We start from the raw sequence: 21,841 nt of genomic DNA on the forward strand, positions 1-21,841 counted from the left end.
TGATGATTCTACAGGTAATATAGGAGGAAACCATGCTTATTGGTATTGATGTCGGCGGCACGCATACCGACGCAGTGGCCGTTGAGAATGGGAAAGTGGTTGCCTCGGGAAAAGTGCCCACAGTGCACGATGATTTACTGTCATCGGTACTGGGTGCGCTTGAGATAGTGCTTGAGGGTGTTTCTCCAGAAGATGTAACACGCCTTAATTTATCAACGACACTTTCAACAAATGCCATAGTTGAAGGACGTACAGATGATGTTGGTGTGATTGTTTCTTCAGGCCCCGGCATTGATCCGTATAATTTTCAGACCGGCAAATTTTATTTTCCTGTCAAAGGGTCTATTGACCATAGAGGGGAAGAGGTCGCCCCTGTCGCTGAGAAAGAAGTCATGGATGCTTTTGACACGTGTGTTGCGGCGGGAGTTACCTCGTTTGCCGCTGTTAGTAAGTTTTCTACAAGAAATCCTGCGCATGAAGAACGCATTGCGGAATTAGTTGCTTCTAAAAGTGATGTGATATCGTTAGGGCATCGTTTTTCCGGTCAACTCGGTTTTCCACGTCGCATTGCAACGGCTTACTACAACGCTGCTGTCTGGCGTCTCTATAACAGGTTTGCAGATGCTGTTGAAGCTGGAGTATGGGCAAAGGGGATTACTGCTCCTGTGAACATTCTTAAAGCTGATGGCGGGACAATGCCGCTTGAACGTTCTCGTGAGCTTCCTGTTGAGTCTATACTCTCAGGGCCTGCTGCCAGTGTTATGGGCGTGTTAGCGCAGCGCTGTGTTGGGGAAAAGTGTTCAAAGTCGGACTCACTGGAAGGTGAAACACTTATTCTTGATATCGGCGGTACGACCACGGACATAGCCTTGTTGGTAGCGGCGACACCCCTTGTAGAAAAAGACGGTATTTCCGTCGGTAGTTTCCCAACCTTGGTGCATGCGTTAAAAACTCGTTCCATAGGTGTCGGTGGTGACTCCGCGTTACGCTATTCAGCCGGTGCGCTACGTGTGGGGCCGGAACGAAAAGGTGTCTGTATGGCTGAAGGCGGAAGCAGCCCTGCGCTAATGGATGCACTTATTTACTGCGGGCATGCGTCTTTTGGTGATACTTCCGCGAGTCGGCATGGAATCGAACATTTTGCAGATCAATGTGGAATGGAGCCGTCAGCACTGGCAATGTCCGCAATTACCCTTGCGGTGAAAACAATATCACGGGCAGTGCATGAGTTTATCGAGGAAGTGAACAGCACTCCTGTATATACTATTCGAGAAATTTTGAGCGGGGATGAACTGACACCGACTCAGGTAAGCATTATGGGAGGGCCGGCAAAAGCTTTTCAGACATTACTTGCCGAAGAATTGCATGTGCCGGTGTATACTGTTCCACAGTACTCTGTGGCTAATGCCATTGGTGCTGCAATGACAAAGCCGACTTTTGAGCTGGAACTGTTTGCAGATACGGAAGCACAGACCCTTTTTATTCCTGTAGTAGGGGAGCGCCGCAGTGTTTCTTCAAATTATAAGTTGATTGATGCTGTACTGGATGCAAAAGAAGCTATGGTCGAGTACTTCTCGCAACGTAATATCATTATAAGTGCTGACGAGATAGAAGTGACTGAGCAGCAATCTTTCAATATGATTGGCGATTATGGCACGGTTGGAAGAAATATCCGTGTTAAATGTCAGATAACACCAGGAGTTGAAATATAGGATGCCTAAGATTCTAGCATACTGCGTATTACTTATCCTGCTTGCAACGCAAAGTTTTGCTATGCAGGCAACGGAACTCCAATCTCCCGAAGTTTCTCTTAAAACTATGATTGGTCAAATGATCATGGTGGGATTTCGTGGAGAGGGCGCCACTACCGCACGCGTTTTGTTGCGGGACATAAAGGAACATCAGATAGGTGGTGTTATTTTATTTGATAAAGATTGTCTTAGACCTCAGGCAGTGCGGAATATCATCAGTAAAGAGCAAGTACATGATCTTATTTCTGCATTGCAGGACGTTTCAACAATTCCCTTGTTTGTTGCTATAGATCAGGAAGGAGGACGTGTTTCACGGTTTAAGCCGAGTCATGGTTTTGCCGGAACGCCTTCTGCGCAAAAATTAGGCGAATTGCCTGTAAGTGAAACATTTGCAGCAGGGGAACATACTGGAGCATATCTTGAGTCGGTTGGCGTGAATATGAACTTTGCGCCAGTGCTGGATGTAAATGTAAATCCAGAATCTCCAGTTATAGGTGCCATAGAGCGTAGTTACAGTGCTGATCCTTCTAAGGTTGCTACGTACGGGCATGCTTTTGCTCAGGGCATGGCACGCCATGGTATCATTTCAGGATATAAACATTTCCCCGGGCACGGAAGTTCTCTTTCAGATTCCCATAAGGGTTTGCCTGACGTAACAAAGACGTGGTCAAAGGATGAACTTATTCCTTATGCTGAACTGTTAGGAAAAGAACCGTTGCATGTCCTTATGGTAGGACACCTGTATAACCGTAAACTTGATGCGGATACGCCGACGTCATTATCATATCCCGTTATAACAGAAGTGCTTCGTGACCAGCTTGGATACGACGGTGTTGTTGTGACTGATGATCTCCAGATGAAGGCCATAACAAATGAGTATCCTATAGATGAAGCCGCAGTGAAAGCCGTACAGGCTGGGAGTGATATTCTGCTTGCAGGGAATAATTTGGTATATGATCCACAAATAGTCTGTAAGCTTGTGACCGCTCTTACATGGGCAGTGCATAATGGGGAACTACCGATTGAACGGATTCGTCAGTCTTATGAACGAATTATGAAGCTTAAACGTGAATCGGGGCTGTTTGTGGAAGAGGCTTTGAAAGAATAGCGATCTGCATAATAACGATTTTGAACAAGCTGTTATACAATAAAAGGGTGGAGATTCAACTCCACCCTTTTATTTTTATGTACGGTGCTGACGGTCAACTTATTTAGTAGCGTGAAGAAAGCTATGTTTCTTGCAGGGAGATGTGTTGTTGACGAAGGACGTTTTTTGCTACGTTATGTTTCAAGTTAGCGATGCATTCTGTTTTAGTAAAATCTTGCAGGAATGCAAGGTGCGGTAGGAGCAATGTGACAACACAGAGAAGTACCTTTTTTGGGATACAGACCTTGGTGTTACGCGTCTTGTTCCAATTGCGAAGAAAGATACCGATATTTTTTATACAACCGCACTCCAAGTGCTGAGGAAAGGATAAAGAGCACTGCACTGACGCTTGTGCGAAGAACCGGCTCAACGGTGATACCGCTTCCTAAGAGAGAGAATATAATAGTTTGCGGCATATACCCTAGAGAAGAACCGGCGACAAAAGGTAGGGGCCGGATATTGCTTACTCCGGCAATAACGTTTGTAGCCAGATTGCTGCCGACTGGAAGCATGCGGACAATCATTGCTGTCTGAAAGGGTGAGTTCTGCAGGAAACTATTAATACCTTGGAGATGGTTCGGAAATTTGCGGTTGATTGTTTCTTGACCGAGAAAACGGGCTATCCAGAAGCAGCATGTGCATCCCAGTGTAACTGCGGTAATTGCGGCTAAGAATCCGTGGGCAGCACCAAATGCATATCCCGCACAAAAAGCAGAGAGTTGTCTTGGAATACCCATTCCCGTAAGTAGAGCGGCAAGTCCTACAAAAAGAAGAACTCCCTGTATCCCTGTAGCTCTAATATGTGTATCTACCCATTCGGGTTCTAAAAATTCAGCGATACCGAGTTTTCGAAGGGTAAGTACTACTGCAACAAGCAATCCAATGACTGCAAGGTTGATAAAAACTTTTTTTTGATTTGAAGACATAATTTCCCCTGCATTGATGGAAAAAAATCACCAAGCAGTTGGTCTACGGATACTGTGTATAGCGTATTGTAATGTATACGTTTAAAAATATGGCTTATAAGTTCCGGTCTTTAATAGAGTAACGGAAATGACGGCTCTGCATCCAGCGAATAGCTAGTAAGTCAAGGAAGGTAGCTTTGGCTCGATCGAGGATGCCATACTTGGATTCCCCATGCTGACGATGTCTATGGTTCACAGGTACTTCAGAAACCGTGGCACCCTGCATTTTCATGAGTGTAGGGAGAAATCTATGCATGCCGGTAAGCATTGGGATTTTCTGAACCATTTTGGTATCCATAACCTTAAGAGAGCAACCGGTATCTTTAACGGTTTCGCGGCTTAATTTGTTACGGATTGCGTTACCAATTTTTGAAGCAACTTTTTTTTGTAATGTGTCCTGACGCTTCTGGCGCCAGCCTATAACCATGGTGTAACCTCGTTCGTATTCACGAAGAAGGGCAGGAATGTCAGCAGGGTCATTTTGTAAATCTGCATCAATTGTAATGACCACATCAGTTGTTGCCGCATCAAAACCTGCTTTGAATGCAGCAGACTGGCCGCAGTTTTCTGCAAAAGCAATATATTTCACTTCAGGATGCTCTTCGCCCATGGAGCGAATGACCTGTAGACTGTTATCAGAACTTCCATCATCAACAAAAATCACTTGCCATTCTTTGTCGAGCGAGGAGAGTGCCTTATTGATTTCACCGAAGAGAAGTGGAAGGTTATCTTCTTCGTTGAATACAGGGACAACTATAGATAGGGAGTTAATATTTGTCATGCGCATGGTATAAAGCGATTGGTGCGGCTTGTAAATACGGATTAGTATATTCCATTGAGCGTGCCGACATCAGTTAGTAATTGTGCAAAAAATAAAATTAATTGCTTAGTGTTGTTGACAGGGGAGACGAATCGGCATAGAAGCTCTCTCACGATGACGCGGGGTGGAGCAGCTCGGTAGCTCGTCGGGCTCATAACCCGAAGGCCGCAGGTTCAAATCCTGTCCCCGCTACCAAAAGAAAATGATTCAGGGGTGTAGTTCCAACGGCTAGAACGCCGGTCTCCAAAACCGGATGTTGGGAGTTCGAATCTCTCCACCCCTGCCATTAACTACTTTTCGGGATATTCCTGATTTGGTGCTTAATGGATCAAATATAAGATTTCAGATTCAGCTTTTTTGTCTGAATCTTTTTTTATGACTTTAAAATGGCATAACTCGTTAGAACGGGCTGCCAGTTGCGAAGTGCATATACGGTGACGCGGGGTGGAGCAGCTCGGTAGCTCGTCGGGCTCATAACCCGAAGGCCGCAGGTTCAAATCCTGTCCCCGCTACCAAAAAAATGATTCAGGGGTGTAGTTCCAACGGCTAGAACGCCGGTCTCCAAAACCGGATGTTGGGAGTTCGAATCTCTCCACCCCTGCCATTAACTTCTTTTCGGGATATTCCGGATTTGATGTTTAATGGATTGAATATAATATATTAAGATTCAGGGCACTGACCTGAATTTTTTATGACTTCAAACTAGCATTTGTTATTAGAACGAATGGGTTGTAGCGAAGTGCATATATGATGGCGCGGGGTGGAGCAGCTCGGTAGCTCGTCGGGCTCATAACCCGAAGGCCGCAGGTTCAAATCCTGTCCCCGCTACCAAAAATATACGAGACTCAGAAGTGATACTGGGTCTTTTTTTCTTTTTATTACGCCCCCACAGAAATAATTTTTTTGTTTCTTGTTGACGGGCGATCTGGAAGGGCATAGATACCTTCTCACGATGACGCGGGGTGGAGCAGCTCGGTAGCTCGTCGGGCTCATAACCCGAAGGCCGCAGGTTCAAATCCTGTCCCCGCTACCATGAATATATGAGATTCAGAAATGATTCTGAGTCTCTTTTTCTTTTTATTACGCCTTACAGAAATAAAATTTTTGTTTCTTGTTGACGGGCGATCTGGAAGGGCATAGGTACCTTCTCACGATGACGCGGGGTGGAGCAGCTCGGTAGCTCGTCGGGCTCATAACCCGAAGGTCGCAGGTTCAAATCCTGTCCCCGCTACCATGAATAGTTAAGGTTCAGAAGTAATTCTGAACCTTTTTTTTGTGTCTATTGCATGAGGGTAAGGCTGTTTGTCTGCTCAATGTGTTAAATTTACTGAATAAAGTTTATACGTGTTGACAGAGGTGAAGCATCTGGTTATCAAAAGTAATAACAACTTTGTAAAACTCGGAAGAACATATGTACAACGCAACCACGATAGCATTCCCAATTGTAGCTAGTAGCACCCTACTAGTCTCCGTCATCGTGGTCGTCGTCAACGTCGTGAGAAACGTCGTCGCGTTGTAACGGGTTTTCATACTAAGTAAAAATGACTCCGCCAGCGCTTCGGCCCGGCGGATTTTTTTATGATCCAGAACCTCCGCCGGTAATAAGTACTTGGATCGCAGCAGGAAAAACGAATGCGAGAAATGACCGGTGCAGAATGTACGGTTCGTCTTTTAGAGCGGCAGGGCATTACTATTATTTCAGGTATCCCGGGTGGGGCTAACCTGCCATTGTACGATGCATTGTCGCGTAGTAAACAAATTAAGCATATTCTTGCTCGACATGAGCAGGGAGCTGGTTTTATTGCGCAGGGAATGGCACGCACAACGGGTAAACCTGCGGTGTGTCTTGCTACCTCCGGCCCCGGTGCAACAAATATTGTAACTGCCATTGCAGATGCTAAATTAGATTCCGTTCCGCTTGTCTGTATCACAGGGCAGGTACCTACTCCGCTCATTGGTACTGATGCATTTCAAGAAGTAGATACCTACGGGATGTCTATTCCCATCACGAAACATAATTTTCTTGTACGTTCCGCTCAGGAACTCCTTACCGTAATTCCAGAAGCATTCCGACTTGCCGCCTCAGGTCGTCCGGGGCCTGTTCTGGTTGATATCCCTCGGGATGTTCAGCTTGAGCATATTGCAGTTGATGATTTGCCGGCACCGGCTGTAGCAGATGCACCGCCGGTTGTGTCTGATACTGACATAGCGACTGCAGCAGAGATGATTAACCGAGCAGCGCGCCCTGTTTTGTGGGTTGGGGGCGGTGTAGTTGCCGCACAGGCGGATGCCATATGTAAGAATCTCGCAGAGACAGCTTCAATGCCTGTAACTATGACCCTGATGGGGCTTAGCGTTATCCCTCGTGATCACGAACTGAATATCGGTATGTTGGGAATGCATGCAGAGCGCTACACCAATATGGCGATGGAAGGGTGCGATTTAATTGTTGCTGCGGGCGTTCGTTTTGATGATCGCGCAACAGGCAAGGTAAACGAGTTTTGCCCAAACGCAAAAGTTATCCATATTGATATTGACCATTGTGAACTTGATAAACTTCGCTCTGTGAGTCTTGGTATTTTGGGAGACATCCATGATGTGTTTTCAAAATTACTTCCAAAAATTGAGACTAAACCACGAAAAGAATGGATTGGATATATTTCTGCCCTTAAAAGCGCTTTCCCTCCCCATTCTCCTTCAGAGAGCGGTTTTGAGTCTCCACAGAAATTTATTCGTCTTGTCGGTGAACTTTCGGACAATTCTACCATTGTCACAACAGACGTTGGAAAGCATCAGATGTGGACTGCACAGAGTTATCCTTTTACGGGTGGCCGTCAGTGGCTTACTTCCGGTGGGCTGGGAACAATGGGCTTTGGCTTGCCTGTAGCAATCGGAGCTGCACTTGCTGCTCCGGATAAAAAAGTTATTTGTTTTAGCGGTGACGGAAGTATTTTGATGAACATGCAGGAGCTTGCAACTGCCGTAGAGCATAACGTTGATGTGACAGTTGTTCTGTTTAATAACCAGTGTCTCGGGTTAGTGCATCAGCAGCAGGAATTATTCTTCGAAGGTAACTGTTTTTCTTCAGAATATCCTATTGCTTTGGATTACGTCGCCATTCTGCGAGGGTTCGGCTGGCATGTATGCGATCTGGCAGAAAATTGCAGCGAAGAGATTGTAAAGCAGGCGTTAGCGACTGAGGGGCCGTGTCTTATCCATATGCCGGTCAGCAGAGAAGAAAAAGTTTTGCCAATGGTTCCTCCCGGAGCAGCGAATCGGGTAATGATTGGAGGTGATACAAATGGCTAATCATGCACATACTGTTTTGGATATACTGGTAAATAACCATCCGGGTGTTATGGCACACGTGACAGGGTTGTTTTCCCGAAGAGCGTTCAACGTTGAAGCCATCTTGTGTCTTCCTGTTGCGGACACCAGTACAAGCCGTATCTGGTTGTTGGTGAATGAGGATGGAAGACTTGATCAGATGATGAGACAGATGCGGAAGCTTCAGGATGTGTATGAAGTGACAGCGTCGGCTGAGCACACAAAAGTCTTTGCCGATTTAGCTTCTGTCATGAGTTCGGAATCGAATCAAAGTATGGCTGGTTAACAGTCCTTTTCTATTGTCCAAATGCTGCACCCAAAGGCATTTGAACACTAAAATCCCGTGTGCGAGAACCATCGTACGCGGGATTTTATTTTTATTTTTGTCCAGAATGGCTGAAACCTTCTGTTTGCCGAAGCTAGAGAACTTGGTTACATATCTTGCGATGCATTTTTATCTTCGGAGTATTTCATGCGAATAGGATTCAAGCTGGTCACCGGATACGTATTGTTGTTAGGGCTCATGGGAGCTCTAGTTTTTTTTGGAATAGACGGTGAACAGCGGTTGTCGAAAAATTACGATCTGCTTGCCAGGCTTTCTCATTTGGAAAGCAGCATTGCAATGGTACATAAGGCTTCTCTGTTAGGAGCTGGGCATGATGCATTGCTTGGCCTTAGCGCTGAGCTATCAAAAGAGCTTAATGAGTTTGATTCAACAAAAAATTCAAATCAGGCAGCAGTGATACGCCGTGCACAGCTTGCCAATTCTGGGTATAAAGAAAAGCTGGAAGCAATCAAGGCACTATCTTCTGGTATTAATCGCTATCTTGAGCTTTCTAAAGAAAATGTAAAAAATATTGCAGATGATGCGGAGCGTATTGAAGGGCTCATTGCTGATCAACGTGTATCGTTGCTCAGTGCATCCGCGCAGGATGCACAGCGTAAGCGTAATCAACGGCTGAAGTCTATGCAGGAGAGTCTTCAGAATTTGCAAGTCACATTGCGGTTAATGGAAGCAACAAACAAGAAGAGTGATTATGACATAGCTAAGGATAATGCAGAATCCTTACTGGAAAGCTGTACTGCGTTGCGAACCAGTATGAGCTCTATGGATTTGCTTGTGCTTGACCGTGCTATCGTTGCTGCTAAAAACTTGAATACAGATTTTATCCAGCTGGGGCAGCTGTATAATAGACTAGTGGACGTTGACTCGGATGTCGGCTCAGGTCTTTCCAATGTGAATGTTGCTATCAGGCAGCTTGCGGACTCACAGCGTGATACTCTGGCGTTTGTGCGGGAGTCTTCTATTTTGCCGGGCGTTGCAATTATTGCGTGCGCCGTCATTGTTACACTTATTTTTTACTTGCTGATTTTAAAAACTTCAGGGCTTTTTGTCTCTCGGGTCGAGCAGGCAGTAGCTGGATTGACCTCGGGAGAAAATCCTCCCCCTTCTTCCAAGAAGCCTCAAGAAATGTCTCAACTGGAAACCGCACTTTGGGCTGCGTGGAGTAAGGTTGCAGAGCAGACAAGAGCGTTGGAGCAAATTGCAGAAGGTAAGCCTGTTGCAGACATAGAAAATCGTCTTGGTCTTGATGCATTAAGTCGTGCTATTGGTGATGTTGATGCAACTCGTCGCGAAGTGGAGCAAAGTTTGCGACAATGTCTTGAATCCGTAAACATGCCGGCAACAGGAACTGCTTCAGATATGTTACAGTCCCTGAAGACCTGTGTATATGACGCTTCAACGTCCCTAGCCTCTGTGACCGAAAAAATACAGGGCTTTCGTCAGTCAGGTCTGAAGCTTGAAAAAAGGCTTACACAGGCTGCAGAACAAAGCGAACAAGCCTTCGCTACCCTACATGGTGTCAACAATTTTAGCGAATTGGCGTCAGCTGTCTCTTCTTCATTGGGGGGATATACAAAGTCTGGTGGGGGAGCGGCTGCTTCAGTCTTGGAACTGAAGTCACAGTTTGCTGAAATTGAACGGGCAATGAAAGTTATGGGGTGGCAGGTTGCCAGTTATGAGGATGTAGCCCGTCATCTTGAGACCTTAGCGATCAATATCAATGTCGAAGCTGCTCGTATCGGTGCAGATACTACAGCGATGGCAACTATTGTTAAAGAAATACGCGGACTATCTGATAAATGTCGCCACGCTGCAGAAGCCAGTGACAATGGTAAAACAATAGGATCCCGTGCGCTGGATAGGGTGTTCAACTTCTTGAGTAGTTTGGAAAAACAGAACGATCCAAGTCTTGCCACAGCCGATAAAGATGCTGTAAAGCGTGCTGTACAAGTATTAAGCCAGTTAGAAAATGTTGAGTTGGCGTTATCTGCTATTTTCACAAAAGCTGGCGTTGCTTGCACCCAATTTGTTTCTGAAGCCGAGGCACTTGTTTCTGTTGTAGAAAATGCTTCTGCCACGTCTGCAAAGCTTTTAATTGAACAGACCGAACGTGCTGCGGGAGAAGCGGAAACGTCATTAGGGAAACAGCCTATTGAGTTAACAGAGCAGATTGTCTCGTTTGAGGATGGTTCATTTTCGCTACCTAAGCTTGATTTATAAAATCTTCTGGTTAGTTAGAGCATGGCTTCTAGCAGAACGATACTATATAGAGTGGATATATGAGTGTACCTAATGACTGGTTAGTCGTGCGTTTAAGCGCACTTGGTGATGTCGTTCTTACTACTGGAGTGCTCTCTTATCTGTATAAGAAATATGGTTGGCGTTTTACGTTCCTTACGTTGGCACCTTGGTCTTCTGTTCTAGAAGGGCATCCTGCCATTGACCGTATTATTTCTATCAATAAAGAAGAACTGCGTTCCAGTAGCGGATATACTTTTTTTAAGCAGTTGGCTGAGGAGCATGAGGGTAAGGGGCTGCTCGACCTGCATGGAACAATGCGTTCAAGATTTTTGGCATTGTGCTGGAAAGGGGCGGTTCGCAGGTATCCGAAATTTTCTTTGCAGCGAAGATTATTTCTTCAGACAGAGGGCAAACTTGGTGGCGAAAAGCTTCTGCGTTTTAATGTGCCTCAACGTTATGCTCTCGCCGTTGAAGAAGTCGCTCCATCGCGTCTGGAATTACTTCCACGGATTTTTTTGTCAGAAAAAGAAATTCAGTATGGAAAGAGCGTGTGTGAGCGTGTTGCAGGACGCAAATCTATTATCGCATTGCATCCGTTTTCTACACATCCCAATAAGGCATGGTTTAGCGATTACTGGCGAATGTTAGCTGAAAAATTGGCTGAGGCCGGGATGCATGTTGTTATTATTGGTGTTGGCAATTCTCCTGTTCCAGAAGGGGATAATGTCACCGATCTTACAGGAAAAACAACTCTCCGAGAGACTTGCGCTCTTCTTTCCTGTGCGCAGGCGCTTGTTACAGGGGATTCTGGTCCGATGCATCTGGCAAGCGGTGTGCAGACCCCTGTGGTCGCATTGTTTGGGCCAACTCATCGTGCGTGGGGATTCTATCCGGAAGGGCTCTCTGATATTGTGCTTGAGGCAGATGAAGACTGCCGTCCTTGTTCGTTGCATGGCAAGAAAGTATGCGAAAAAGGGCAGAGCTGCATGCGATCAATCGAGCCGGATAGAGTGCTGAGAAGTGTGCTTTCTTTGTTTTCCTAACAAATTTTTTGCGTTCCGTGGCATATCTTTTTAGGCGCAGCTAATTTATGTGGTTAATTGTCATAATATATTAAATAAATAATGATGACTGTCGATTAATACACTCGTGCTGTTAAAATATAAAACGGTCTCCTGTGTCGCAATGTGTGGTGCCTGTACGGTTGGGGCGCTTTTATGGAAGTAATGAATAATAGGGAATGTTTCATGGCAGCCACAGCCAATACAAAAAATTGTATTTTAGTATTAGAGCATGATGCGGAAGCTATGCTGTGTAGTGCTGAAAAGTTGAACCAGCAGGAATACATTGTCTGTAAGTGTGGCGGTTCTATTGAACAGGTTCGTTCTGCATATAGGCAATACCCTCATTCCGTACTTATTGCTGATGTTGATAATGATATTACCGTGGCATTATTGAATGAGCTTGTTTTATGTCCTGAATCTTCCCAATTGCCTGTAATTTGTTGTTCTGATGTGTTGGACGATGCTGCATTTAGCCGGGTGGGAAGTTTTCAGCCGTTCGCTTGGCTGCCTAGTTCTTGTCCTATCAATATGGTTGATTGCACAGTCTGTTCTGCATGTTCATACAGCAGGATGGGGGCTCATTCCACGGCTGCTATTGAGCAGTGTCAGCTTATTGCGCATAATATTCCTGAATGTGTTGTCATACTGGATGAGGCATGGCGAGTTTACTTTGCCAACGAACATCTGGGGCAGTTAGTTGGGGCTTCAGATCCTCTTGAGGGGTGTCATGTTAATACATTGCTTGATGCAGAAACTTTGGTGCGGCTTCAAGCTGTTTGCAGTACACTTAGCGTAAATTCAAAACAAAGTTTTCAGGGGTATATTGTTACATTTCAGGACGAGATGGTTCCAGTATGGTTGTCGGTAAGCAAAGTGGCTTCAAATAATAATCTGCTCTGCGTTATGACAAACCTTGAAGAGAATTTGCAGGCTGAGGCAGCACTGCGTGAGGCTGAAGCCAAGTATAGAGCGTTGTATCTGAATGCAGCGGAAGGTATGTTCCGCATTGAAGAATCCGGTCATATTATTGAAGCTAACCCTGCCTTTAATCGAATTTTGGGTTTTGAAGTACTTGATTGGGCTTCAAACTCTACCAGCCATAATTTTTCAGATCAGTTTGTCACCACAGATGACTTTTTAACGTTAATGAAACAGGTACAGACTGTCGGGCGTCAGTCCAAGTTTAATGCACAGCTTGTACGGAGAGATGGAGCTCTGATTTGGGGCGAAATTTCTGCTCATTGGAGCATCGATCCCAAGAACCAGATTCCGTATGTTGAAGGCATATTGTCGGACGTAACAGAACGTAGACGAGTAGAGCTTGATTTACAGCGGAGAGCCACTCGAGACTGCCTTACCGGTGTGTTCAGTAGGGGGTCGTTCTACGAAAAGTTGAGCAGTATTCTTGCAACAGCGCGGTATGAGAACAGTATATTTGCAGTGCTGTATCTTGATTTGAATGATTTTAAGAATGTGAATGATACCCACGGGCATCATTGCGGTGATATTGTAATTAAAGAGCTTGTTGGACGAATTAGTGCCCAGATACGAGAGCGTGATGTCTTTGGACGAATCGGAGGCGATGAGTTTTGTATTGTGCTGGAAAATGTTCGCGCAGCATGCGACGTGGATGCCGTTATTCGTAAAATTCATAGCGTAGTAGATGCGCCTATCCGAATTAATGACGAGAAGCTGGTAAGTGTTGGGTTGAGTGTTGGAGTAGCAATGTACCCTGAAGATGGCGATACGCCGGAAGTCTTGTTGCAGCGAGCCGACCATGCCATGTATTTGGAAAAAAGAAGTTAGTACGTTTTCTGAAGGTACTATTTTCCAATTAGTTGCATTTTCTTTCATCACTCCAGCATGCAGTAATAACATCTGCATAATCTGTCATAATTTTATGGACACTGTCCGGAACTAAGTATGAAATGTCACGATCCTGCATCCAACGTTCCCGAATAAGCGTTGCTGAGACATCAATTCGGGGCTGTGGCAGGAAGTATATACTATGGGTACCAAGCGAATAGGCTGCTGCAACATTTCCTGCTGCTGGAAGCAGTTCTAAGTTTGGCCAGTATTGCGGGCATAGTCTGTTAAACTCTTCTACATCAGAATCAGAGCGCGCCAGAACAATAATATTTGCGAGCTCAATAAGTTCCAAGCCTTTATGCCAGTCCCCCAACGTCGCTAAGTCAATTGATCCCATAATAAAAAAGAGTTCACATTCCTCTTCAGTTTCTTTGTAGTGCTGAAGGGTATCATATGTATACGACGGGCCGGAACGTTCAGCTTCCAGTTCGTTCACTGTAAAATTAGGGTACCGGTTGATTGCAGCCCTTATCATACGGTTTCGTAGTTCAAAAGAAAGAAGTCCGTTTTTCGTCTTGTGTGGTGGTGTCGCGCAGGGAACAAAGTCGACGCGATCAAGTTCGAAGGCTTCTTCAACTTCAACCGCTGGACGAATATGCATGATGTGGGTGGGGTTGAATGTTCCCCCAAGAATTCCAATACGTTTCATAACACACTTATCTCTTTTAAATTGTCAGGATTGTACGCACAAACTAGCAGTACCATATCATGCGATAGTATACCGTGCCAAAGAAAAAAAATACAAATTCAGACTGGTACAAGTCTCGGCCTTTGTGCGGAATATTACGCGTTATGCTGTTTTGCAGCAGAGAACATGGACGACGTGGACTATGTTTTTTTTGTAAAAAAAGGATGAAGCGAAGGCGCTCCATCCTTTTGGGAAGGCAAGTAGTGTGGCGCTGGGCTATTTTCGAACCTGTCCTTGACCAAAAATAACAAACTTTGTGGTGGTCAGTTCTTTTACACCCATTGGGCCGTAAGAATGAAGTTTAGATGTGCTGATGCCGATTTCTGCTCCAAGTCCAAGTTGGCCCCCATCGTTAAAGCGGGTGGACGCGTTGACGGATACACAGGAAGCATCAACTTCGCGCATAAATTTTAATGCACGGTTATAATCTTGAGTGCAGATGATCTCAGTATGATTTGAGCCGTTTTCTGCGATATAATCCTGAGCTTCCTGCATAGAGTCTATGGTTTTTACCAGTAGAATCAGATCATGGTACTCGGTTCCCGGATCCGATTCGTTCATAGCAACAGCAGTCTTGCCGAGTAGCGGTAAAGATCGCGCGCAGGCGCGGAATTCAACGTCACGTTCTGTTCCCAGTTCTTTTGCAACCATTGGCAAAAATTTATCTGCGATATCTTTATGTACAAGCAGCCCTTCAAGAGCGTTGCAGACACCGGGGCGCTGGGTTTTACCATTGATAATGATGTTGAGCGCTTCTTCAAGATTAGCGCTTTTGTCGATGAATGCATGACACACACCTTTATAATGTTTGAGGACAGGCATGGTAGCCATGTCAACAACAGTACGGATGAGTGTTTCACCGCCGCGAGGAATGATAACGTCGATGTGCTCTTCAAGTTTGCACATTGCGGTAATTGCTTCGCGGTCAGTGGTTGGCACAACCTGAACACATTCTTTAGGCAGGCCTGCATATTCCAGTGCTTCGTGTAGCAGCTTTGCAAGTGCAAGGTTAGAATTAATTGCTTCAGAGCCGCCACGTAGAATAATGGCGTTGCCAGCCTTAAGACAAAGGATTCCGGAGTCGATAGTAACATTAGGACGTGATTCATAGATCATTGCGATCACGCCGAGTGGAATTCGCATTTTACCGACAAGCAGCCCGTTGGGACGCTGCCATTGAGTTTCAATGGCACCGACAGGGTCATCCATTTCGGCAATGAATGTACAGGCGTTGGCCATTTCGGCAATAGTTTCCGGAGTTAGACGTAGACGGTTAAGACGAGGAGCATCAATTCCTTTTTCTTCTGCTTTTGCTAAATCAATGGCGTTTGCAGCAGTAATCTCGTCCTGTTTTTCTATGATAAGCTCAGAAAGGCGCAACAGTGTTTTTTCTTTGAGTTCAGGTGTTGCAGCAGCGAGCTTTCGAGCGGCGGCAGATGCTTTTTGTCCCATATCTTTCAACAGTTGATGAGTATCCATATGTCCTCCGGCTATGTATCGGAAAGAGCCTGTGCAAGGTTGGCTCACCGAGTGATATGTGATTCTTGCACGTTTATGTGCATGAGTACTTGTCTGTTTCCAATGCTCGTAAGGCCGTGCCTCTTCGGGTAATTGGCATTGGTTTGTAGCAACGTAATTAAATACCTTTTTGGTGATGAAACTGCAAGAGATGTGCTGTGCTGGCAAAGATAGGGCGATGTTTTTTTAGAATTAGTTGAGCCTATTATGGTGACTGAGAATATGATAGGACGTTATAAAAAACAATATATTTTGACAATTTCGTCATATTGGATTATAAAAAAAGTGTTTTTAAATATGGATACTGAGAACAGTTTAGGAGCGAATATGGTTGAGCAAAATGAATCTCATTCCCCGTTATTGGTAGACTCTCTGCAACATAGTGTTTCCAAGGAAGCTGCGCCGTTACTGAATTTTGTTCTGAAGCATATCAAAGCTATTACGTTAGGCTTAGTCTTGCTGATTAGTGTAATAGTTGGTGCCGGTATCTATAATTATATACATGAGCAGAATATTCTTGAAGCGCAGGAGATGTTGATGACGCTTTCCACAGGTGCGTCAACAGAATCACAGCTTAATGATTTAAGAACATTCGCTGGAACCGCTCCTGAGCAGATTCGCCCTGCAGCATTGCTTGCCCTTGCTAAGGCTTCGTTGCGTGTTAAGGATTATGCCGGGGCTGCAAACGCATGGGGTAAGTTGCAGGAACTGGGCGTGGAAAGTCTGCGTGATCTCGCTGGATTAGGCAGGGCAGACGCATACGCTCGTATGGATGAATACAAAAAAGCTCAGACTGTGTTGACCCAGATGCTTCCGACAGCATCAGAAGCCTACAAGTTGCCGGTAAAACATCAGCTTGCAATAATGGCCGAAAAGAGCGGAGATGTGGACACCTCTATAGTGTTATATAAAGAAATTGAAGAGAGTGTGCCGGAAGCGAATAAGGCATTCTATGCCCATAAGATAGCTGCATTGAATCAAAAAATTAAAAAATAGCGCTAATATTGAATAAATAAACAGTGTTGCACAGGGTTGAAATTTTTATTCATTTTAACTCTTTGAAATAAAAGTGTATTTTTCAAGATGTTATTTGTGGTGTGGAATGTATTTCTATTCTTGAGGCTCTGTTAGCTGTACCTGATTACCCTGTCGGGGTTGACCTTGCTTGGGGTGCTGAGTAAGAGATTCAGGCGTTCATTGTGTGGCTGATTACCCCAATAGTTATAAAAAATGCTTTGAACGCAGCTATAAGATTACTCTATAGAAAAGCAATACAATAAATAAAATTTTCGACGATACGTTTTATCTGACTATATTTGCAAGAATAGTATGGCTTAATTGTATACATACTGCACCGTTTGCGATGTACCTCGCTATAATAGTGTGGTGTTTATTGCACAATAAAGGAAGATGCTTGTAGATAATATCACGTAGAAGGGTATCGTCGGTTCATATGCGCGAACAAAATGCGCCACCATGCGTGTTTTGTGTTGAAGCAGATGTTACCTCTATCTGCTAAGCTATACGATAATTGCTGAACCCGTTCCGGACTGCTGTGTTATACATGACAGCTAGGCATGACCGGAGCTTAGGAATCAAATTACATGAGTGTTACTACGTTACAAGACGACAACTTGCAGCCTTATATGGGAACCCTTCAGTGCATTGTTTCTGAGCTCGGTTCACAAAAACCGTTTCAGTCTACGCTGAAGTCCCTGCTGCAAACTTTGTCAGAGAATCACAATTTTAGAAGACCACATATCGTGATCTTTGATCCGGAAACCCGCACCCTTAAACTGACTCTCGCACATGGTCTCGATTCTGTAGAATCTGTTGAATACGAGCCGGGTGTTGGCGTAACAGGGCAGGTGTTTGCCACCGGTGCTCCTGTTATTGTTCCGAGAATGAAGGAGCATCCTGCATTTTTGAACAAAGCGTTTGGTCGTACGGATGAAGAATTGGCTGAATTGGCATTTATTTGTGTGCCTATTACCGTTCCTGGGATGGAAGGCTCTGACGGTGAAGTAATTGGCACATTGAGTGTCGACTTGCCAAGTAATACCACTGAAAGTCTTGAAGGGCAGAGGCGTTTTCTGGAAGTTGTGGCGGGTATGGTTGCAAACCATGCGACATATTTGCAGGAAGAGATTGCGCGTCAGAATTACATGATGGCCCAAGGTGTTGCCAGTGGTGATTTGGTTGATGCTAACGCTGCCCCTGCCAATATTATTGTTGCCTCCAAATCTATGAAACTTGTGTTGAACCAAATTTCACAAGTTGGCCCGAGTCGCGCCACTGCATTGCTCCGTGGTGAGTCCGGTACTGGTAAAGAGTTACTCGCTGAAGCTATCCATCAGTCAAGTCCTCGGCGCGAGAAGTCACTTATTAAGCTGAACTGTGCTGCGTTACCGTCTGAACTTGTTGAAAGTGAGCTCTTCGGCTACCAGAAGGGTGCCTTTACTGGTGCTGTGCAGGATAAGAAGGGTTTATTTGAACTTGCAGACAATGGTACTTTGTTCCTTGATGAGGTAGGGGAATTAAGCCCTACTGCACAGGCAAAAGTATTGCGTGCAATTCAGGAGCAGGAAATTCAGCGTCTAGGCAGTGAAAAAACATTGTCTGTAGATGTACGCCTTATTTGCGCAACACACCGCCCGTTGGAAGAGCTTGTTGAAAAAGGTGAGTTTCGCGAAGACTTGTACTATCGTATTAATGTCTTCCCTGTGTTTATTCCACCGCTTCGTGAGCGCCGTGAAGATATCTTACCGCTTTCTGAGCATTTTCTTTCTTCCTATGCAGACGAATATGAACGAAACATTAAACGAATTTCTACTCCGGCTATCGATCTGCTGATGCAGTATCACTGGCCTGGAAATATTCGTGAATTGAAGAACTGCATTGAACGTGCTGTTCTGGTTTGTGATGAGCAGGTAATCCGTACCTACCATCTTCCCCCTTCTTTACAGACTGCGGAAAGTACTGCAACGGATTCAAACCTTTCCTTTTGCGAGGCTGTGGCTAAATTTGAACAGGAGCTTCTTGTTGATGCTCTTAAAAAAGCCAGAGGCAATATGCTTCAAGCAGCTCGTGATTTGCGCGTGAGTTACCGTATTGTTAACTACAAGGTTAAAAAATATGGAATTGATGCCAAGAAGTTTGCGGTTACTCGAGGTCGAGTCCGTTAATATATCCCAACTGTTATAAATAGTAGCTAAAAGAGTCGCAGAAATGCGGCTCTTTTTTTTGTGTCTAATGTATTGAATTTAAAGAAATCTTGTTTTGTTAAAAGCATTGTTAACAAAACTTTAGCTAACTTAATAAACTGTTAATGGATGATGTGGACTTCTAGACCCGTACCTATAGGTGAACATGCCAAGAAGTAAGGAGTATTCAATATGAAATCGAAAAAATCTTCAAGCTGGCTTGAACTGGTCTACGGCGGAACAATTGAGGAAGGGCTTTCAACAAGCAAGGAAGCTTGTCCCGGACACAATGATGTTGCCGCATATATTGATAAGAAACTTTCGATTGCTCGTAGAAAAGAAGTGGAAGGGCATATGGCTTCCTGTCGTGAATGCCGTTCCGAAGTTTTAGAGCTTAGAAAAATTCTTTCATCCTGTTAACCGCACGTCACTAATCTCAAGGAGGAGAAGACACATGCAAGTATCAACAACACAATATTTGAACTCAACGTATTCAAAGGACCTTTCAGCCAAAGAGCCAAAATCATCGCTCGGCAAAGATGATTTTATGAAATTATTGACGGCGCAAATGTCTAATCAGGATCCGTTGAAACCTACTGATGACACTCAGATGCTTGCACAGTTGGCTCAGTTCTCCTCTCTTGAACAGCTTACTGCATTGAACACTACTGCTGAAAATTCAAACGCAGCTCTTAGCGCAATTAACGTTACCAATGCCGTTGGTTACATTGGGAAAGCTGTTGTTGCCGGTGGTGCTAATGTTCACAAAGGCAGTGAGGGATGTAGCCCTGTATACTACACTGTCCCTGAGGGTGTTGACACTATTAAGGCTCATGTTTACGACGCATCCAAAAAAATTGTTGATACAGTTGTTCTCTCTGGGACAGGTGAAGGTGAGCATACCTTTACTTGGAATGGCACAAATACACAGGGTAATTTACCTGAGGGGCAATACTCTGTCGGTTTCGAAGCACGCGATAAAAACGGTAAACTTGTTCAAGTTGGCTCGAAAGTTGCTGGTAAGGTTACAGGCGTTACTTCGCAAGACGGAAAAACTGTTCTCGAACTTGAAGGCGGCCGAACTGTGAATCTCGTTGATATTACTAGAGTAGAGCAGCCTTCAACTGAAAATAATGAAGAAGACGAGAGTGATAACAGTTAAGTCCTGCGATAAGCATCAAGCTAATATTATTAAGACGACGGAATTTTTTACCCTGTCGTCTTAATAAAAATGAATAAAATTATAGGCAAAATTTACCCACATATTTACTGCTTCCAGGGAGGCGATTATGAGCGTTATGGGATCAATGTACACAGGTATTTCTGGACTTACCACTCACGCAGAGCGCATGTCTGTACTTGGTAACAACCTCGCCAACACCAGTACTGTTGGCTTTAAGAGCGGCAGCGTTCAGTTTGAAGATCTTTTTTACTCCAGCCGTACTCTTGGTGCATCCGTAGGCCAGGTTGGTCACGGTTCCCGTGTATCGTCCATCTATCAGGATTTTTCACAGGGCGCTTACGAAAACACTGGTTCAGTTACAGACTTAGCAATCGGTGGTCGTGGCTTCTTTATGGTTAAGGACTCTGTAAATGGCACTGAATATGTTACCCGCGCTGGTAACTTCAATTTCAATAAAGAGGGGTTCCTTGTTAACCCTCAGGGACTGCGAGTTCAGGGTTGGAAGGCTGGAGTTACAGAAGCTTCTCTAACTCAGGGGCCAATTGGTGATCTTCAGTTGGATACCTTCCAGTCAGAACCTAAAGAAACCAGTATCATGTCACTTTCTCTCAACTTGTCTAATAAAGCTGTGGACAAGACAACGCCAGCAGTTCCACCTGCGGCTGGTGTGGGAACAGACTATTTTGCTCTCTTCACTAAGTGGGATGCAAACACCTCACCAAAAGAACCGATTGGCGATGATACTTATTCTTACCAGAAGACGATGAATGTCTTCGATAAATCCGGCTCTGCTCATGAAGTTACGGTGTATTTTGATAAAGCAAGAGACGAAACAGGCAGGGTTACATGGGAATACGTTGTAGCCGCAGACCCGAGTGAGGATGGACGCCCAGCCTTTGCCAGTGCAGATAAAAAAGGTGTGTTGATGGCAGGTACTATGAGTTTTAATAGCGCTGGTGCCATGGAAAACATGTCTGCTTATACATACCGAAATTCAGCAGTTGCACCAGCTGTTTCTAACCCGGATCTTAAAGCAAGCTGGCTCCCTGCTGAGTTTGATGAAAATGGTTTTCCAATTTTTACTGCCAACTTTTCCGGTTTGGCTGACGTAAACGATACGAATGATGTGTCTGCTACTGGTGAGAAGCCGGAACGCATTGCTCTTGATTTCGGTATGAGTTCAAAAAGTGCGGGAATGGCGTATGTAAACGCTACTCAGACCATGGCAAACACTGAAACTGCCGATACCAACATCGCCAGTATTGCAGCTGCTGATATAAATAAAACCAAAAAAGCTGCTACCTCATACGACATAGCTTCAACTACTAACAGTATGAACCAAGATGGTTACACTGCAGGCTTTTTGCAGGAAATTACGGTAGATAGAAACGGCGTTGTGTCTGGTCGTTACTCAAATGGTCGTAAGGAAGAGTTGTTTGTTCTTGGAATTTCAGATTTTGCAAACGAACAAGGTCTTAATCTTGTAGGTGGCAACCTATATACCGCAAGCTCTTCTTCCGGGCAGGCAAATGTCTCAACAGCGAATACAGGCCGTGTAGGCAATGTGTCCTCAAATACATTGGAATTATCTAACGTAGATATGTCGCGCCAGATGGTTAAGCTTATTACCACTCAGCGTGGATATCAGTCTAACTCTAAGGTTATTACAACATCTGATGAAATGCTTCAGGAAGCAATTAACCTTAAGCGATAGTATTG

16 protein-coding genes and 7 tRNA genes are annotated in these 21,841 nt (G+C 44.7%); 19 read left to right on the forward strand and 4 right to left on the reverse strand.

Annotation, left to right across the window (positions count from 1 at the left end):
- Positions 1-32 precede the first annotated feature (32 nt).
- Together F461_RS0112455 and F461_RS0112460 are read left to right on the forward strand one after the other, a co-directional pair.
- Positions 33-1,712 carry a hydantoinase/oxoprolinase family protein gene (locus tag F461_RS0112455; RefSeq protein ID WP_020001500.1) on the forward strand — a complete coding sequence of 560 codons (1,680 nt, stop codon included), beginning with the start codon at positions 33-35 and terminating at the stop codon, positions 1,710-1,712.
- 1 nt (position 1,713) lies between these two features.
- Entirely contained in the window at positions 1,714-2,859 is a 1,146-nt protein-coding gene (locus tag F461_RS0112460; RefSeq protein ID WP_020001501.1) for a glycoside hydrolase family 3 protein, read from the forward strand.
- Positions 2,860-3,149: 290 nt separating this feature from the next.
- Here F461_RS0112460 and F461_RS0112465 read toward each other — a convergent pair whose 3' ends face one another.
- A complete protein-coding gene (locus F461_RS0112465; RefSeq protein WP_020001502.1) occupies positions 3,150-3,824 on the reverse strand; it encodes a TVP38/TMEM64 family protein in 675 nt (224 codons plus the stop codon).
- Positions 3,825-3,918: 94 nt separating this feature from the next.
- Positions 3,919-4,650 carry a glycosyltransferase family 2 protein gene (locus F461_RS0112470; RefSeq protein ID WP_020001503.1) on the reverse strand — a complete coding sequence of 244 codons (732 nt, stop codon included), beginning with the start codon at positions 4,648-4,650 and terminating at the stop codon, positions 3,919-3,921.
- A 151-nt stretch (positions 4,651-4,801) separates the two neighbouring features.
- On the opposite strand from F461_RS0112470, the gene F461_RS0112475 reads away from it, so the two are divergent.
- The 12 genes from F461_RS0112475 to F461_RS0112530 all read left to right on the forward strand — a co-directional run bounded on the left by F461_RS0112475 (position 4,802) and on the right by F461_RS0112530 (position 13,467).
- Positions 4,802-4,878 (forward strand) — tRNA-Met (locus F461_RS0112475).
- A gap of 14 nt (positions 4,879-4,892) precedes the next feature.
- A tRNA-Trp gene (locus F461_RS0112480) sits at positions 4,893-4,969 on the forward strand.
- A gap of 152 nt (positions 4,970-5,121) precedes the next feature.
- A tRNA-Met gene (locus F461_RS0112485) sits at positions 5,122-5,198 on the forward strand.
- Between the two features lie 12 nt (positions 5,199-5,210).
- Positions 5,211-5,287: transfer RNA gene (locus F461_RS0112490), tRNA-Trp, on the forward strand.
- 150 nt (positions 5,288-5,437) lie between these two features.
- A tRNA-Met gene (locus F461_RS0112495) sits at positions 5,438-5,514 on the forward strand.
- A 125-nt stretch (positions 5,515-5,639) separates the two neighbouring features.
- Positions 5,640-5,716: transfer RNA gene (locus F461_RS0112500), tRNA-Met, on the forward strand.
- 124 nt (positions 5,717-5,840) lie between these two features.
- Positions 5,841-5,917, forward strand: a tRNA-Met gene (locus F461_RS0112505).
- 398 nt (positions 5,918-6,315) lie between these two features.
- Positions 6,316-7,992, forward strand: coding sequence for an acetolactate synthase large subunit (gene ilvB, locus F461_RS0112510; RefSeq protein ID WP_020001504.1), 1,677 nt, complete (start codon positions 6,316-6,318; stop codon positions 7,990-7,992).
- Complete coding sequence (gene ilvN, locus F461_RS17850) at positions 7,985-8,296, forward strand: acetolactate synthase small subunit (protein ID WP_020001505.1); 312 nt, start codon at positions 7,985-7,987, stop codon at positions 8,294-8,296. The genes ilvB and ilvN overlap by 8 nt, the downstream gene beginning before the upstream one ends.
- 186 nt (positions 8,297-8,482) lie before the next feature.
- Positions 8,483-10,576 (forward strand): hypothetical protein, encoded by a 2,094-nt coding sequence (locus tag F461_RS0112520; protein WP_020001506.1) that lies wholly within the window; start codon positions 8,483-8,485, stop codon positions 10,574-10,576.
- A gap of 59 nt (positions 10,577-10,635) precedes the next feature.
- Positions 10,636-11,640 carry a glycosyltransferase family 9 protein gene (locus F461_RS0112525; protein ID WP_020001507.1) on the forward strand — a complete coding sequence of 335 codons (1,005 nt, stop codon included), beginning with the start codon at positions 10,636-10,638 and terminating at the stop codon, positions 11,638-11,640.
- A 204-nt stretch (positions 11,641-11,844) separates the two neighbouring features.
- Positions 11,845-13,467 (forward strand): sensor domain-containing diguanylate cyclase, encoded by a 1,623-nt coding sequence (locus F461_RS0112530; RefSeq protein ID WP_020001508.1) that lies wholly within the window; start codon positions 11,845-11,847, stop codon positions 13,465-13,467.
- A 28-nt stretch (positions 13,468-13,495) separates the two neighbouring features.
- Here F461_RS0112530 and nadD read toward each other — a convergent pair whose 3' ends face one another.
- Together nadD and F461_RS0112540 are read right to left on the reverse strand one after the other, a co-directional pair.
- Positions 13,496-14,179: a nicotinate-nucleotide adenylyltransferase gene (nadD, locus tag F461_RS0112535; RefSeq protein ID WP_020001509.1), complete on the reverse strand. Its 684-nt coding sequence runs from the start codon at positions 14,177-14,179 to the stop codon at positions 13,496-13,498.
- A 255-nt stretch (positions 14,180-14,434) separates the two neighbouring features.
- Positions 14,435-15,712, reverse strand: coding sequence for a glutamate-5-semialdehyde dehydrogenase (locus tag F461_RS0112540; protein ID WP_268874344.1), 1,278 nt, complete (start codon positions 15,710-15,712; stop codon positions 14,435-14,437).
- A 351-nt stretch (positions 15,713-16,063) separates the two neighbouring features.
- Here F461_RS0112540 and F461_RS0112545 point away from each other — a divergent pair, with 351 nt between their 5' ends.
- The 5 genes from F461_RS0112545 to F461_RS0112565 all read left to right on the forward strand — a co-directional run bounded on the left by F461_RS0112545 (position 16,064) and on the right by F461_RS0112565 (position 21,836).
- Positions 16,064-16,732: a tetratricopeptide repeat protein gene (locus tag F461_RS0112545; protein ID WP_020001511.1), complete on the forward strand. Its 669-nt coding sequence runs from the start codon at positions 16,064-16,066 to the stop codon at positions 16,730-16,732.
- Between the two features lie 608 nt (positions 16,733-17,340).
- A complete protein-coding gene (locus tag F461_RS0112550) occupies positions 17,341-18,921 on the forward strand; it encodes a sigma-54-dependent Fis family transcriptional regulator (protein ID WP_020001512.1) in 1,581 nt (526 codons plus the stop codon).
- Between the two features lie 210 nt (positions 18,922-19,131).
- Positions 19,132-19,359: an anti-sigma factor family protein gene (locus F461_RS17855; RefSeq protein WP_020001513.1), complete on the forward strand. Its 228-nt coding sequence runs from the start codon at positions 19,132-19,134 to the stop codon at positions 19,357-19,359.
- Between the two features lie 34 nt (positions 19,360-19,393).
- Positions 19,394-20,101, forward strand: a complete 708-nt coding sequence (locus F461_RS0112560; protein WP_020001514.1) for a flagellar hook assembly protein FlgD — start codon at positions 19,394-19,396, stop codon at positions 20,099-20,101.
- 127 nt (positions 20,102-20,228) lie between these two features.
- Complete coding sequence (locus tag F461_RS0112565) at positions 20,229-21,836, forward strand: flagellar hook protein FlgE (RefSeq protein WP_020001515.1); 1,608 nt, start codon at positions 20,229-20,231, stop codon at positions 21,834-21,836.
- The last annotated feature ends 5 nt before the right edge of the window (positions 21,837-21,841 follow it).

It is taken from the genome of Halodesulfovibrio aestuarii DSM 17919 = ATCC 29578, assembly GCF_000384815.1.
GTDB classification, from domain to species: Bacteria; Desulfobacterota; Desulfovibrionia; order Desulfovibrionales; family Desulfovibrionaceae; genus Halodesulfovibrio; species Halodesulfovibrio aestuarii.

Bases quoted from the DNA above. Each gene is read 5' to 3' on its own strand.
- F461_RS0112455 (WP_020001500.1), top strand. From the start codon at position 33: ATGCTTATTGGTATTGATGTCGGCGGCACGCATACCGACGCAGTGGCC.
- F461_RS0112460 (WP_020001501.1), top strand. From the start codon at position 1,714: ATGCCTAAGATTCTAGCATACTGCGTATTACTTATCCTGCTTGCAACG.
- F461_RS0112465 (WP_020001502.1), bottom strand. From the start codon at position 3,824: ATGTCTTCAAATCAAAAAAAAGTTTTTATCAACCTTGCAGTCATTGGA.
- F461_RS0112470 (WP_020001503.1), bottom strand. From the start codon at position 4,650: ATGCGCATGACAAATATTAACTCCCTATCTATAGTTGTCCCTGTATTC.
- ilvB (WP_020001504.1), top strand. From the start codon at position 6,316: ATGCGAGAAATGACCGGTGCAGAATGTACGGTTCGTCTTTTAGAGCGG.
- ilvN (WP_020001505.1), top strand. From the start codon at position 7,985: ATGGCTAATCATGCACATACTGTTTTGGATATACTGGTAAATAACCAT.
- F461_RS0112520 (WP_020001506.1), top strand. From the start codon at position 8,483: ATGCGAATAGGATTCAAGCTGGTCACCGGATACGTATTGTTGTTAGGG.
- F461_RS0112525 (WP_020001507.1), top strand. From the start codon at position 10,636: ATGAGTGTACCTAATGACTGGTTAGTCGTGCGTTTAAGCGCACTTGGT.
- F461_RS0112530 (WP_020001508.1), top strand. From the start codon at position 11,845: ATGGCAGCCACAGCCAATACAAAAAATTGTATTTTAGTATTAGAGCAT.
- nadD (WP_020001509.1), bottom strand. From the start codon at position 14,179: ATGAAACGTATTGGAATTCTTGGGGGAACATTCAACCCCACCCACATC.
- F461_RS0112545 (WP_020001511.1), top strand. From the start codon at position 16,064: ATGGTTGAGCAAAATGAATCTCATTCCCCGTTATTGGTAGACTCTCTG.
- F461_RS0112550 (WP_020001512.1), top strand. From the start codon at position 17,341: ATGAGTGTTACTACGTTACAAGACGACAACTTGCAGCCTTATATGGGA.
- F461_RS17855 (WP_020001513.1), top strand. From the start codon at position 19,132: ATGAAATCGAAAAAATCTTCAAGCTGGCTTGAACTGGTCTACGGCGGA.
- F461_RS0112560 (WP_020001514.1), top strand. From the start codon at position 19,394: ATGCAAGTATCAACAACACAATATTTGAACTCAACGTATTCAAAGGAC.
- F461_RS0112565 (WP_020001515.1), top strand. From the start codon at position 20,229: ATGAGCGTTATGGGATCAATGTACACAGGTATTTCTGGACTTACCACT.